Origin of the sequence: Lachnoanaerobaculum saburreum DSM 3986 (genome assembly GCF_000185385.1) — a bacterium.
Classification (GTDB): Bacteria; Bacillota; Clostridia; order Lachnospirales; family Lachnospiraceae; genus Lachnoanaerobaculum; species Lachnoanaerobaculum saburreum.
Map to the genome: position 1 here is coordinate 1913585 of NZ_GL622296.1, position 12865 is coordinate 1926449.

The 12865-nt window shown below is 36.2% G+C and carries 16 protein-coding genes and 1 tRNA gene; 1 reads left to right on the plus strand and 16 read right to left on the minus strand.

Annotation, left to right across the window (positions count from 1 at the left end; genetic code table 11):
- Positions 1–18 precede the first annotated feature (18 nt).
- Complete coding sequence (locus tag HMPREF0381_RS08815) at positions 19–873, minus strand: energy-coupling factor transporter ATPase (RefSeq protein WP_008751619.1); 855 nt, start codon at positions 871–873, stop codon at positions 19–21.
- Between the two features lie 63 nt (positions 874–936).
- Positions 937–1010, minus strand: a tRNA-Arg gene (locus tag HMPREF0381_RS08820).
- 139 nt (positions 1011–1149) lie between these two features.
- Between HMPREF0381_RS08820 and HMPREF0381_RS08825 the strand changes: the two genes are divergently transcribed.
- On the plus strand, positions 1150–2505 hold the full coding sequence (locus HMPREF0381_RS08825) for an MATE family efflux transporter (protein WP_008751620.1): 1356 nt from the start codon (positions 1150–1152) through the stop codon (positions 2503–2505).
- 28 nt (positions 2506–2533) lie between these two features.
- On the opposite strand, the gene HMPREF0381_RS08830 is transcribed toward HMPREF0381_RS08825, so the two are convergent.
- The 14 genes from HMPREF0381_RS08830 to alaS all read right to left on the minus strand — a co-directional run bounded on the left by HMPREF0381_RS08830 (position 2534) and on the right by alaS (position 12832).
- Positions 2534–2944: a hypothetical protein gene (locus tag HMPREF0381_RS08830; protein WP_008751621.1), complete on the minus strand. Its 411-nt coding sequence runs from the start codon at positions 2942–2944 to the stop codon at positions 2534–2536.
- Between the two features lie 75 nt (positions 2945–3019).
- A complete protein-coding gene (locus HMPREF0381_RS08835) occupies positions 3020–3271 on the minus strand; it encodes a hypothetical protein (protein ID WP_008751622.1) in 252 nt (83 codons plus the stop codon).
- A gap of 2 nt (positions 3272–3273) precedes the next feature.
- Entirely contained in the window at positions 3274–3627 is a 354-nt protein-coding gene (locus HMPREF0381_RS08840) for a hypothetical protein (RefSeq protein ID WP_040461333.1), read from the minus strand.
- A 10-nt stretch (positions 3628–3637) separates the two neighbouring features.
- Positions 3638–4198: a hypothetical protein gene (locus HMPREF0381_RS08845; RefSeq protein ID WP_242824416.1), complete on the minus strand. Its 561-nt coding sequence runs from the start codon at positions 4196–4198 to the stop codon at positions 3638–3640.
- Entirely contained in the window at positions 4176–4679 is a 504-nt protein-coding gene (locus HMPREF0381_RS08850; RefSeq protein WP_008751625.1) for a YfbM family protein, read from the minus strand. Before HMPREF0381_RS08850 ends, HMPREF0381_RS08845 begins: the two co-directional genes overlap by 23 nt.
- A gap of 18 nt (positions 4680–4697) precedes the next feature.
- Complete coding sequence (locus HMPREF0381_RS08855; RefSeq protein WP_040461335.1) at positions 4698–5132, minus strand: GNAT family N-acetyltransferase; 435 nt, start codon at positions 5130–5132, stop codon at positions 4698–4700.
- A gap of 10 nt (positions 5133–5142) precedes the next feature.
- Positions 5143–6000 carry a DUF2262 domain-containing protein gene (locus HMPREF0381_RS08860; RefSeq protein WP_008751627.1) on the minus strand — a complete coding sequence of 286 codons (858 nt, stop codon included), beginning with the start codon at positions 5998–6000 and terminating at the stop codon, positions 5143–5145.
- Positions 6001–6005: 5 nt separating this feature from the next.
- Complete coding sequence (locus HMPREF0381_RS08865) at positions 6006–6557, minus strand: hypothetical protein (protein ID WP_008751628.1); 552 nt, start codon at positions 6555–6557, stop codon at positions 6006–6008.
- 9 nt (positions 6558–6566) lie between these two features.
- Positions 6567–6785 (minus strand): hypothetical protein, encoded by a 219-nt coding sequence (locus HMPREF0381_RS08870; protein ID WP_008751629.1) that lies wholly within the window; start codon positions 6783–6785, stop codon positions 6567–6569.
- 33 nt (positions 6786–6818) lie between these two features.
- On the minus strand, positions 6819–7136 hold the full coding sequence (locus HMPREF0381_RS08875) for a hypothetical protein (protein WP_008751630.1): 318 nt from the start codon (positions 7134–7136) through the stop codon (positions 6819–6821).
- 110 nt (positions 7137–7246) lie between these two features.
- Positions 7247–8032, minus strand: coding sequence for a GTP-sensing pleiotropic transcriptional regulator CodY (gene codY / locus HMPREF0381_RS08880; protein WP_008751631.1), 786 nt, complete (start codon positions 8030–8032; stop codon positions 7247–7249).
- A gap of 253 nt (positions 8033–8285) precedes the next feature.
- Positions 8286–9449: an N-acetylglucosamine-6-phosphate deacetylase gene (gene nagA, locus HMPREF0381_RS08885; RefSeq protein WP_008751632.1), complete on the minus strand. Its 1164-nt coding sequence runs from the start codon at positions 9447–9449 to the stop codon at positions 8286–8288.
- Positions 9440–10165: a glucosamine-6-phosphate deaminase gene (gene nagB / locus HMPREF0381_RS08890; protein ID WP_008751633.1), complete on the minus strand. Its 726-nt coding sequence runs from the start codon at positions 10163–10165 to the stop codon at positions 9440–9442. Before nagB ends, nagA begins: the two co-directional genes overlap by 10 nt.
- A gap of 9 nt (positions 10166–10174) precedes the next feature.
- Entirely contained in the window at positions 10175–12832 is a 2658-nt protein-coding gene (alaS, locus tag HMPREF0381_RS08895) for an alanine--tRNA ligase (RefSeq protein WP_008751634.1), read from the minus strand.
- Between the last annotated feature and the right edge of the window lie 33 nt (positions 12833–12865).

Here is a 12865-nt window from a genome sequence, read left to right on the forward strand (position 1 = left end):
TTTCTTCTCCAAATATGTTTATTTTAGTATCGGCAAAAGATTATCCACCAATTCATCCAGTGTAAGTATGCCGTCAGGTAATTTCAGCCCTGCTTGCTTCAATTCATATGCCAGTTCAGTTGTACTCGGTACATCAAGTCTAAGCTTTTTAAGCTCTTCCACATGAGAAAAGACCTCTTTCGGTGTTCCATCCATTACTATCTTTCCCTCATCCATGACAATGACCCTGTCAGCCTCTATAACTTCTTCCATATAGTGGGTAATAAGTATTACGGTAATATTTTCCTTTTTATTCAGTTCAAGTACTGTCTTTATAACTTCTTTTCTGCCGTTCGGATCAAGCATGGCTGTAGGTTCATCAAGTACAATACACTTGGGCTTCATAGCCATAATACCTGCTATGGCCACTCTTTGCTTTTGTCCTCCTGAGAGTTTGTTCGGGGATTTATATCTGTAAGCGGTCATTCCTACCGCTTCAAGTGCAGCATCTACCCTCTTCCACATCTCATCTGTCGGAATGCCTATATTTTCAGGTCCGAATGCCACATCTTCCTCCACTACATTTCCTATTATCTGATTGTCCGGATTTTGGAACACCATTCCCACCATCTTTCTCAAATCAAGCAGTGTTTCATCATTTGCGGTATTCAAATCTGAAATAAATACAGTTCCCTCTGTAGGTAATAATATACCGTTTAAGTGCTTTGCAAATGTGGATTTACCGGAGCCGTTATGTCCTAAAACCGCCACAAAATCTCCTTGAGTGATATCAATATTTAAATTGTTGATAGCCCTTTTCACATCCTCTACATTGTCCGCTTCATCTCTTGTTATATAATCAAATATAAGCTTTGTCGCCTTTACTATTCCCATATTTTCCTTTTACTTACTCTTTATAAAACAAAAGCCTCAGCAAGGTTGCTGAGGCTCTAAAAACGTGCGTGAGAAGATTCGAACTCCCGACACCTTGGTCCGTAGCCAAGTGCTCTATCCAGCTGAGCTACACACACATTGCAAGTATGTATTCTACACGAGAGGAATATTTTTGTCAAGTACCTTTTTTGTACCCTTATTTAACATTTGACTTAATCATCTGCCGCCAATATAATAAAACAATCACTCTGTTTTTAAAGATTTTATGGAGGAAATATGTATATAACAAAAACCAATTCTACATTTAACAGAGACATCATAAGGCTTGCCCTTCCGATAGTTATACAAAATATTGTTACAACTGCTGTAGGGTCGGCAGATGTTATAATGCTCGGCTTCATAGGGCAGAATGCGCTTGCAGCCGGCTCACTTGCCAATCAAATAATGTTTATACTGAATCTGGTATATGCAGGTATTTCATCCGGTGTTATCATGTTGGCTGCACAGTATTGGGGCAAAAATGATACAAAGACTATAGAAAACATAATGGGTATTGCAATGCAACTTTCTATCGCCATATCAAGTGTGTTCTTTATACTTGCATTCTTTTTCCCGGGATTTTTAATGCATATTTTCACAAACGATACCAACTTGACAATCTCAGGTATACCGTACTTAAGGGTTGTAAGCTTTTCATATCTGCTTATGAGCTTTTCACAGGTTTATCTTTGCACAATGAGAAGTGTTGAAAGGGTAAACTTCTCTACCGCCGCATATACGGTGGCCTTTTTACTCAATATTATTCTGAACGCAACTTTTATATTCGGATTTTTAGGTCTTCCAAAACTTGGTATCATAGGAGTTGCACTTGCAACCGTTATTGCAAGAGGTGTAGAACTTACCATATGTATCATTGACAACTTCATACCTAAGTCTATACACTTTCGTATAAAAACAGTCTTTAATACAAATAAAGTTCTGTTTTTAGACTTCTTAAAATACTCCATGCCTGCCTTCGGCAATGAGATAGTTTGGGGAATTGCGTTTTCAATGTATTCTGTAATAATGGGACATCTTGGAGGTGATATAGTCGCCGCAAATGCTGTTGTAGTAGTAGCCAGAAACTTCGGAACCGTCGTATGTTTCGGTATTGCAAATGCAGGTGCAATAATACTTGGCAAGTCCATCGGTTCAGGAAACAGTAACACTGTAAAAGCTGATTCTTCTCATTTCTTAAAAATAACCGCACTGTCGGCTTTACTTGGAAGTATTGTTATATTTGTTTTAAGACCTGTATTTTTCAATATGGCAACACTGACTACTACTGCAAGAGATTACCTGAGTATAATGCTTTATATAAGTATGTACTACATCTGGGGACAGGCTCTAAACACCGCATTTATATGTGGAATTTTCCGCTCCGGAGGAGATTCAAAGTGGGGATTTATCTGTGACACTATTGATATGTGGGGATATGCCGTCCCTTTGGGATTTATATCGGCTTTTGTACTTAAGCTTCCGCCGATGTGGGTATACTTTCTTATATGTACCGATGAATTTGTAAAAATACCGTTTGTATATAAGCATTATAAAAGCTATAAATGGCTGAAAAATATTACAAGAGATTTTTAAAATAAGGGGCGATAATCGCCCCTTATAACTATAATTGTATCCATTCCAATCCGTCCACGCTCTTTAATATCAGTGTACTCTTTTCATACCTGTTTTTAAGCACAACTTCATCTTCCACTGATATATCACTATACCAATGATTAAGACTTGCATATTTTCCTCTATGAATATCAACGATTACAGTAGTTATAGGATCCCAGGTTTTCTTTTTAACACTCTCTACAATTACATAATATGCATCCAAGAATACAAGGTTTCTTCCATACATCCAAAACGGAAGTTCTTTATTAAGTAAAGGCAACTTGGCAGAGAAAATAAAATCCCCCATCGGCGGCTCCGTCTCATAGTTTAATACTATCTCACTACCATAGTATGCGATTTCTGCTCCATATGCACCTACACTTACAGGCACACCTTCTTCTGCTATTATAAAATCCATACATTTCCTTTCAAAACCTATACTATACCCTCTGCATCCATTCGAATAGCAAAAAACTCTTTAATTGAATCAGGTTCATTTTCTATATTTTCTTTCATTGATATAAGTCTCCTTTTCAAAATATTCATCCAAATGATGATATATCTTCATATCATCATCTACATCATCTCTTAAGACAATACATATACTTGTATTCTCCGTATCCGTAAAAACATAATTATACTCACCGTAGTAAGCCTGGTAACCGCATCTTTTTAGAGTCAATATTTGACCGACCTTAAAGTTAAAAATATTCTTTCTGACAATATAAGCCTTACCTGTTTCCAATGTTAGTCCTTCTTATAAAAATATAAATATGGGTAGTTTACAATCTCTTCATGCCAGTTATCATCATGCTTTATTATAACCTTTCCGTCTTCATTATAACACCTTGAAACTATCGGTGCCTCGTACTTCGGATTGATTCCCAAAACCATTATTCCGTCCTCAAGCCTTGAATCTTTTGAATCGGTCTTTATATACTTTCCAAAATAGCAATCCCACCTTCCAAAAGGCAACTTATCATCTACGATATTTACAAACTCTTCCAATGTATCCGGCAAAATAAATGTACCGGGATTCGGTGCATTTACATCATCTGCCATACACATACTGCTTCTACTCATATAGACTTTTATTTGCATAATCTTCTCCTTAAAATTTATATAAAAGAGGGAATACCAATCCCACATCAATAGCCATAAATCCCAGTATAATACCCAAAACACCCAAGAATATAGTTAGCCCCTTAACATTTTCACGAATCTGTATGGAAAACTTCCTGTAATCAATACCTCTGTTATTTATAATATTCTCTCTTTCTTCTACTCTGTCCGTTAGTGAGATATTATAACTTCCGCTCTCCACACCAAATGTATACAGCTTAACTCTTGCATCCTTAAAACTGCTTGCCGTAGTCCTAAAAAGATCCGGATATAATATTACAAACTTTCCTGTAGCGTTATTTTTTAGTTTAATATCTAAATTATAAATAGGAGATACTGAATACTTTTTCCCACAAAGCCATATATCATATTTACCGATTTCATCAAGTGAAAAGCTTCCGTCTATTAAGCTTACAGGCATTTCATATATCATCTTAGCCTTAGCAAATCCGGTTACCTTTTTAATGCCGATAACCATAAGATATATTCCCACAGGTACAAGCAGAAACAATAAATATTTCAAATCCTTAATAGATTGTAACCAAGACATTTCCATCCGCTTCCAAAATTTCCTTATAAAAGTCTTTCATTCTTTCAAAACAATCAAGAAGATCTTCTTTTATTTCATCTTCTTCCTCTTCATAGTCCCAAATATTAGGATATAAATCTGCCTCTTTACCTTCTTCCAAACTGAAGCTTTCCAAAGCACTCTCCATATCAAAATCTTCAAGTGCTTTTAATATATCCTTAACTCTGTCTTTTTTTGTATAGGCTATAAAATCTTCTATTTTTTCTATCGAAGTCACACCCACCACAGCTTCACTTAGAGGATCTTCCCATATAGGATCTGATGCACTGACTCCCGTCAGCATATAGTGAAGCAGATCCCAGTTCTTATCTATATCAAGAAGTATTTCCGCCTCCTCATTCCGGTCTTCCACCGTTTCAAAAATATCTTCCTCATTGTCAAATTTTTCAAGTGCTTCCAACTCTTTATCACCTAAATATTGATAACTTGCTCTTAGTCCCATTTTTTCTATCCTTAAATATTAAAATATTTTTATAAATCTTTTTTGTAACTTATCACATTTGTATCCTATATTCTCATAGAATTTATGTGCTTCTACACGATGGTTTGCCGAATTCAGTCTGATAAATGAAATACCGTTATCCATAGCATATTTTTCAATATAACCAATTAGTTTTTTACCGACTCCATTGCCATGGAAATCAGGATTCACAGCCAAACCCAATATATTAAGTCCTGTATCGCTATACACACTTTCATACACCTGTGCATGAACAAATCCGATAACCTTCTTTGTATTCTCATCTTCATATACCGCCAAGATATGATTTTTATTATCGCATGACAATTTCTTTATCTGATTACTTACTGTACTTATATCAACATCATACCCTAAAGATGTTTTGCATATTTTTTGTATATCTTCTGCATCAGATATATCTATTTCTCTTATCATATAATTCCTTTCATCCTCCCATACTTGCAAATGTAATACCTTTTTTCAGGCTTCCGCTAACTGTTATGCAATGCTCTGCAAAAATATCATCATCATTAAAATATGCTGTGAATGAACCGCCGGATGTAATAGAAATTGATTCAATACCTATTCTATCGGCAAAGCTCTCTTCTGTGATTTTTAAGGCTTCTTCCTCGGATTCACACCAATCTCTTGCAAGGTCTATAAGCTTTTTAGCCGCAAATATTCTCATTTCAGCATCCCATTTTTCAACGCTTAAGTACAATTCTTTCATAGCTTTTCTTGCCTTTGTAATTCCCGATTTGTTGTCTTTATCAACATCCAAGGAAATATCAATTTTTTTATCAAGCCAAGGAATATGCCCATCAAAGCTGTTTATAGTTCTATCATACAAAAGCTCACCCAATATATCATCCTCTATGATTATAGGCTTTTTGTACTCTGCCAGTATTTCTTCAAGTTCCGGACTTTTTACATTTTTTTCTATTACATCTACAAGAAGAAAATCAAGACTTTTTATCATAATCTCCGGCAATTCTTCAGGTAATTTCTTACGTACTTTTAAATGATAGACAGTTTCTTTATCAAATTCCGGTATCAAATGATTATCATACTCTTTTTCACTTGCAGCAAACACAAACCTACACTCTTCTTTATGTAGCTCTCCTGTTTCACAATCTATATAAGCCAGGCAAAAAACCGCCACTTCCCAAAATCCGTTTCTCTTACTTGTAACATCACCTTCATGCCTAAGTACAAGAATTTCCTGCTCCTTTTTATCAAAAGAGTTTTCCCATTCGTTCTCAGTCATTTGGTTTCTTTTTCTCATATAATCAATGAGTTCCATTAAGATCAACCCCCTATAAGCTCTGATAATTCATTCTCATCAAGCTTACATTCAGTATATAACTTTTCAAGCAAATTTTCATCAAAATCTATTTCATAATAATCTGTTACAAATTCCTTGAAATCATCATATGTTTCACATATATATCCAAGCATCCATCTGCTTCCGTCATCATCTGACAATTTATTTTGATGAATTTTTCCGTCATACCAAATGAAAAATGTTGTTTTATCTATTTCCCGGTCATCAAAAAGCGAAATATATTTTTCATCAACACCGTCATATATCTTTTTTATAACATTTCTATCAAACTTTTCCTTAGCAAACTGACTCAAACTGCTTTCATGTGCAAATCCCTTTATTAATACAATATCTTCCATAAAAATAACATATAGAGTATCGCCTGAGCCGTTATCAACAATATACTTTAAATAAGTTTCATTTTCTTCTTTATAAATTATTCGAAGATATTCCTCAGAAGGATCAGTCAAGGCATTGTCAAGAAAATATAACGCCTCAAGTCCGTTTCGCATATTACCCCAATCCATATATTTCATTCCATACTCCTATTTATAATCAGTTTTTTTATATCTTCCGGAAACATATCCTAAAATACAAATCTGAGCTATATTCCATTCATTTGCAAGATAGATGCTGCATCTGACTTCATCACCTAAAGTATTTTTTGCAATAAACTCATATCTTCCAAGTTCTTCATTATTTGAAATTCTTTCAATATCTGCTACATCATCTTCAAAACAGTACTTTTCACCTATCTTAAGCATTCTATACTCCTTTTTAAATTTATTATATGATTCCTATTCTAACCTTTCATCAAAATCAATTCCGATATTTGGCCACTTTTTTAGAAATATCCAATTTTTATCTGTTACTACTTTAAGTATATCTGTATCAAACTTCTTTATTTCTTTTATATTTCTTATCTCTCCGCTGTAAACTGTACTTTCTTTATATGAAATCACAATACCTATACAATCTTCATAACATGATAAAGAAGCATATATTTTAAAATCATCTTTTTCATATGAGTAACTGCAAATGCCCACCTCTTTTTCAAAAAGATAGAAAGGCTCACTCTCAAAAAATTCAAAAAAATCAAGTTCATCATATTTCATCTGTACTTACCTCTTACATATACTCTACTATATCAGCAATATACAATCTGTATCTATTGTACTGTTTATTTAAAAAAGACCGACAACTGCCGGTCCTTAATATGCTTACTTTATTTGATACTCTGTTCTTTTTTCACTTCTTCCAGCTCTGCAAATACCACATCATTTATTACTTTGATGTAAGTACCCTTCATGCCGGATGACCTGCTTTCTATTACGCCTGCACTTTCAAATTTTCTTAGTGCATTTACTATCACCGACCTGGTGATTCCTACTCTGTCAGCTATCTTACTTGCTACAAGCACACCTTCATTGCCGTTAAGCTCTTCAAAGATATGTATTATAGCTTCCAGTTCTGAAAAGCTAAGTGTGGATATTGCAGACTTCACAATAGCAATCTTTCTGTTCTCCTCCGCATTCTCCTCATTTACACTTCTCATCATTTCAAGTCCTACCACTGTTGTACCATATTCGCTTAATATTATGTCATCTATATCAAAGCCTTTTTCCTCTTTGTAAATAAATACCGTACCCAGTCTTGAACCTGCAATATCAATCGGGCTTATAATAGCCTGAAATCTGTTTACATTTTTCTCGTCAAATCCAAGTGTTGCAAGATTAACATTTTCTTTAGTGGACAATATTGCGAGTAGCCTTTCATTTAACATCTCATCTATAAATCCTCCGACTTTGTCGGCAATCAATTCTGTGATTTCAGATGTGCCATTATGTGCTCCAACTCCTAATACCTTCCCCTTTTTACTAATAACAAGACTGTTTGCCTCCAGTATTTCTGATAAAACACCACAAATATCATTAAATACTACTTTTTGTGAATTATTATTGTGTAATAACTTGTTAATCTTTCTAGTCTTATCCAATAATTGTACACTCATTCAAGAAAACCTCCCCTTAGAAAACAATGTATTTTCAATAAAGCTCACAACTAAATTTTAGCACAATTTAGACAAATGTACAACTTTTTTATTATATGATTAATATTATTTACTTATCTAATCTTATTGAACCCAAATAATACATTATTTGGATTTTACATTTTATTAAAAATATCAGAATAATATATAGAAAATTTTATATAATCTGTCAATAAATACAAAAGAGGTAGAATTTTTGTTCTACCTCACACAATTATAATTTGCTATATATCTCTTTGCCATGTACATATACCGCCTTTATGTTGAGAGACTTGTCCATCAACACAAGGTCCGCATATTTTCCGTCCTCAATGCTTCCAACCTTGTCAAATATTCCTATCTGTTTTGCAGGATTAATTGTCGCTGCCGCTATTGCATCTTCAAGCCTGATATGCATATCCTGTACAGCTCTCTTCATACACTCAAAAAGATTTGTAACGGAACCTGCAATAGTGCCGTCTTCCAGTACAGCCTTTCTGCCTGTAACATATACCTTCTGACCTCCCAGAGTGTACTCTCCGTCTTCAAGACCGCAGGCTCTCATGCTGTCACTGATAAGTATAACTCTCTCATTGCCGAACATTTTGAATGTAGCTCTGACCACTGCCGGATGAATATGTATGCCGTCACAGATAAGCTCTACACATACTGTATTATTGTCAACAGCTGCACCGATAACTCCGGGAGCTCTATGTGTAAAAGGCGGCATTGCATTGTAAAGATGAGTAACATGAGATGCTCCCTCTTCAAAAGCCTTGCTTGCAGTGTCATAATCTGCCGTTGTATGTGCAATAGACACTATCACCCTGTCCTTTACCTCTTTGATAAACTCCATCGCTCCTTCATTTTCAGGTGCGATATCTACAAGCTTTATAATATTTCCCGATAATTCATTAAGCTCATCAAACAACTTTGCATCACATTTCAGTATATATTTTGATGACTGAGCGCCCTTTTTTGCTTCACTTATAAAAGGGCCTTCCATATTTATACCTACAAGTTTTGCTCCCTCTTCACTCTTATAGGCGGCAGCCTTTCTCATAACTTCTCTAAGTTCATCCTTTGAGATTGTCATAGTTGCAGGGCAAATACTTGTGATTCCCGACCTTGCCTCATACTTTGCTATATTCTTTATAGTTTCATCTTTTGCATCACAAAAATCATCACCCATACAGCCATGGAAATGTATATCTATAAGTCCGGGTATTGCGTAGAGCCCTGTAGCATCTATCTGTCTTTTTTCATGCTTTTTATCACTATCTGATGAAAATCCAAGATTCATAAATGATGACTCTACGAATTTTTCTCCTGAAATATTTATCTCTCTGTTTCTAAATACCTTATCAGGGTCAAATACAATAGCATTTTTTATAAGCATGATAAAGCCTCCGCATCACCTATCAGAATAAAATCATTATGTAATTGCAACACGGATGCAGGCACCTTCGGTGTTACAGAACCGAAGAACGCATCCTTTACTATCTGTGCCTTTCCCTTTCCGCTTACAAGCATAAGTACACGCTTTGCTCTCATAATACTGCCTATTCCCATAGTATATGCCTGCCTCGGCACATCATCAATACTTTCAAAAAATCTCTTATTTGCCTCTATTGTACTCTGTGTCAGATCTACTACATGAGTCTTATCTATGAATTCATCACATGGCTCATTAAATCCGATATGACCATTGTTTCCAAGACCTAACAGCTGCAAGTCAATGCCGCCGAATTTATTTATGATATTCTCATAATCCTCTCCTGCCTTCAGTGCATCAGGCTCCATACCGTCAGGTACATTGGTATTAGTCTTGTCTATATTGATGTGGTCAAAAAGATGTGAGTGCATAAAGTAATAGTAGCTCTGAGCATTATCCTTTGTAAGTCCTCTGTACTCATCAAGATTTACTGTCTTTATCTTGCTAAAGTCAAGTCTGCCGGCCTCATATCTTTTCACCAATTCTTCATAGGTTCCGATAGGTGTGGAACCTGTGGCAAGTCCAAGTACGGCATCAGGTTTTAATAAAACTTGTGCCCCTATGATATCCGCCGCCATCTCACTCATCTCTTTATAATCTTTTGCTTGTAAAATTCGCATAATCGCCCCCTAATTCAGCTGTGCTTTGAATACTTCTTTCGCCTTATCAAGTGCATCTTTGATGCCTTTCGGATTCTTTCCTCCGGCCTGTGCAATGTTCGGTCTGCCACCGCCGCCTCCGCCTACAATTGCGGCAATGCCCTTTATAATATTTCCGGCATGCGCACCCACAGCCAGTGCCTTATCACCTGCCATACACAGCAGGTTTACCTTGCCGTCAACATCTGATGCAAGTACTACCATTCCGTCATCTACATCAGATTTAAGTTTATCTCCGAGATTTCTAAGCTCATTCATTTCAACACCGCTTACATGCATTGCAATGAACTTAATACCGCCTATCTCTTCAATACTTTCCTTGCTGTCTCCAAGTGCCTCGCTTGCAAGTTTAGCTTTCAGCTTCTCATTCTCAGACTTTAGAGTCTTTATCTCTTCTAAGACACTTTCAGTCTTTGATACAAGTTCATTCTCATTTGTTTTTAAAAGCTTGGCGCACTCATTCATTCTGTTTTCAATATTCTTGTAGAATTCTATTACACCGTCATTTGTAAGTGCTTCTATTCTTCTTACGCCCGCTGCAATACCGTTATCTGAAATTATCTTAAAAAGTTTGATATCGGCTGTATTATGCACATGAGTACCGCCACAAAGCTCTTTTGAGAAGTCTCCCATGCTCACAACCCTTACATCTTTCTGATATTTCTCACCGAAGAGTGCCATAGCACCGCTTTTTTTGGCAGACTCTACATCCATCACATCTGTAACCACAGGAAGCGATTTATTTATCTCTCTGTTTACAAGTGCCTCCACATCATCAAGCTCTTCTTTTGAAAGACTCTTAAAATGTGTAAAGTCAAACCTAAGCCTCCTTGCATCTACATAGCTGCCTGCCTGCTCAACATGGTTACCAAGTACCTCTCTTAAAGCTTTGTGTAAAAGATGAGTTGCCGAGTGGTTCGCAGCTGTCCTTCTTCTGTTCTCCGCATCTACTACAGTTTCCACAGTATCGCCAAGCTTAAACATTCCCTGACTTACATAGCCCACATGACCTATTTTATTGCCGCCAAGCTTTATAACATCCACCACATTGAATACGGAGTTGGCTGTCTTTATAATACCTATATCGGCATTCTGTCCACCCATAGTGGCATAAAATGAAGTCTTATCAAGAATAATTGTGCCATGATCACCCTCTGCTACAGCTTCAACTATCTCATCTTCTGTTGTAAGTGCTGTTATCTTTCCGGTATCTGTAAGGCTGTCATATCCTTCAAACACTGATGTAAGCTTCGGATCCAGTGACTGATAGATTGTAACATCCGCACCCATATAATTTGTAGCTTTTCTGGCTGCTCTTGCCTGATTTCTCTGTGCCTCCATAGCTTTATTAAAGCCGTCCTCATCCACACTGAAGCCTTTTTCCTCTATTATCTCCTTTGTAAGATCAAGAGGGAATCCGTATGTATCATACAATCTGAAGGCATCTTCACCTGAAATTATCCTTTGACCGCTCTTAGAAAGATTTTCTTCTATATCTGAAAGTATTGAAAGCCCCTGATCAATAGTTTTATTAAATTTATTCTCCTCTTCAGTAAGAACCTTTAGAATCATCTCTTTCTTCTCCTCAAGTTCAGGATAACCGTCCTTGGAAAGTTCAATAACTTTATTTGCAAGGTTTGCCAAGAAAGTATCCTTTATACCAAGCATTCTTCCATGCCTTGCGGCTCTTCTTAAAAGTCTTCTAAGTACATAACCTCTGCCCTCGTTGCTTGGCATAATACCGTCCGAAATCATAAATGTACATGATCTGATATGGTCTGTAATAAGACGAAGTGACACGTCCTTTTTCTCATCTTCTTTGTATGATGTATGTGCAAGCTCCGCCACTTTATCAAGAAGTGCTTTTATGGTATCCACTTCAAATATTGACTCCACATCCTGAAGTGCCACTGCAAGTCTTTCAAGTCCCATACCTGTATCTATATTCTTTTGGATAAGTTCTGTATAATTTCCCTTACCGTCCGAGTTAAACTGTGAAAACACATTGTTCCAGATTTCCATATATCTGTCACAGTCACAACCTACTGTACAAGTCGGTTTTCCACAGCCGTATTTCTCGCCTCTATCATAATAAACTTCTGAACATGGTCCGCAAGGTCCTTCTCCATGCTCCCAGAAGTTATCTTCTTTTCCAAACTTATATATTCTATCTGCCGGAATACCAATCTCTTTATTCCAAATCTCAAACGCTTCATCATCATCTAAATATACTGACGGATAAAGTCTGTTCGGGTCAAGCCCTGCCACTTCTGTCAAAAATTCCCATGTCCATGCAATAGCCTCATGCTTAAAGTAGTCACCAAAGGAGAAATTTCCAAGCATCTCAAAGAATGTACCATGTCTTGCAGTCTTTCCCACATTTTCAATATCACCTGTACGAATACATTTCTGACATGTACATACTCTTTTTCTCGGAGGTATCTCCTGACCTGTAAAATATGGTTTAAGCGGTGCCATACCTGAATTGATTAGTAGTAGTGAATTGTCATTGTGAGGAACCAAAGAAAAACTCTTCATAACTAAATGTCCCTTGCTTTCAAAGAACTCTAAGAATTTTTTCCTTATCTGGTTTACTCCGTTTTCACCGTTTACACTTTTGTTACACATATATCTGTTACTTTCCTCTTCTTATATCTCTTA

Excerpts from the sequence above, each read along its gene's own strand:
- HMPREF0381_RS08815 (WP_008751619.1), bottom strand. The coding sequence starts at position 873 with ATGGGAATAGTAAAGGCGACAAAGCTTATATTTGATTATATAACAAGA.
- HMPREF0381_RS08825 (WP_008751620.1), top strand. The coding sequence starts at position 1,150 with ATGTATATAACAAAAACCAATTCTACATTTAACAGAGACATCATAAGG.
- HMPREF0381_RS08830 (WP_008751621.1), bottom strand. The coding sequence starts at position 2,944 with ATGGATTTTATAATAGCAGAAGAAGGTGTGCCTGTAAGTGTAGGTGCA.
- HMPREF0381_RS08840 (WP_040461333.1), bottom strand. The coding sequence starts at position 3,627 with ATGCAAATAAAAGTCTATATGAGTAGAAGCAGTATGTGTATGGCAGAT.
- HMPREF0381_RS08845 (WP_242824416.1), bottom strand. The coding sequence starts at position 4,198 with ATGTCTTGGTTACAATCTATTAAGGATTTGAAATATTTATTGTTTCTG.
- HMPREF0381_RS08850 (WP_008751625.1), bottom strand. The coding sequence starts at position 4,679 with ATGGGACTAAGAGCAAGTTATCAATATTTAGGTGATAAAGAGTTGGAA.
- HMPREF0381_RS08855 (WP_040461335.1), bottom strand. The coding sequence starts at position 5,132 with ATGATAAGAGAAATAGATATATCTGATGCAGAAGATATACAAAAAATA.
- HMPREF0381_RS08860 (WP_008751627.1), bottom strand. The coding sequence starts at position 6,000 with ATGGAACTCATTGATTATATGAGAAAAAGAAACCAAATGACTGAGAAC.
- HMPREF0381_RS08865 (WP_008751628.1), bottom strand. The coding sequence starts at position 6,557 with ATGAAATATATGGATTGGGGTAATATGCGAAACGGACTTGAGGCGTTA.
- HMPREF0381_RS08870 (WP_008751629.1), bottom strand. The coding sequence starts at position 6,785 with ATGCTTAAGATAGGTGAAAAGTACTGTTTTGAAGATGATGTAGCAGAT.
- HMPREF0381_RS08875 (WP_008751630.1), bottom strand. The coding sequence starts at position 7,136 with ATGAAATATGATGAACTTGATTTTTTTGAATTTTTTGAGAGTGAGCCT.
- codY (WP_008751631.1), bottom strand. The coding sequence starts at position 8,032 with ATGAGTGTACAATTATTGGATAAGACTAGAAAGATTAACAAGTTATTA.
- nagA (WP_008751632.1), bottom strand. The coding sequence starts at position 9,449 with ATGCTTATAAAAAATGCTATTGTATTTGACCCTGATAAGGTATTTAGA.
- nagB (WP_008751633.1), bottom strand. The coding sequence starts at position 10,165 with ATGCGAATTTTACAAGCAAAAGATTATAAAGAGATGAGTGAGATGGCG.
- alaS (WP_008751634.1), bottom strand. The coding sequence starts at position 12,832 with ATGTGTAACAAAAGTGTAAACGGTGAAAACGGAGTAAACCAGATAAGG.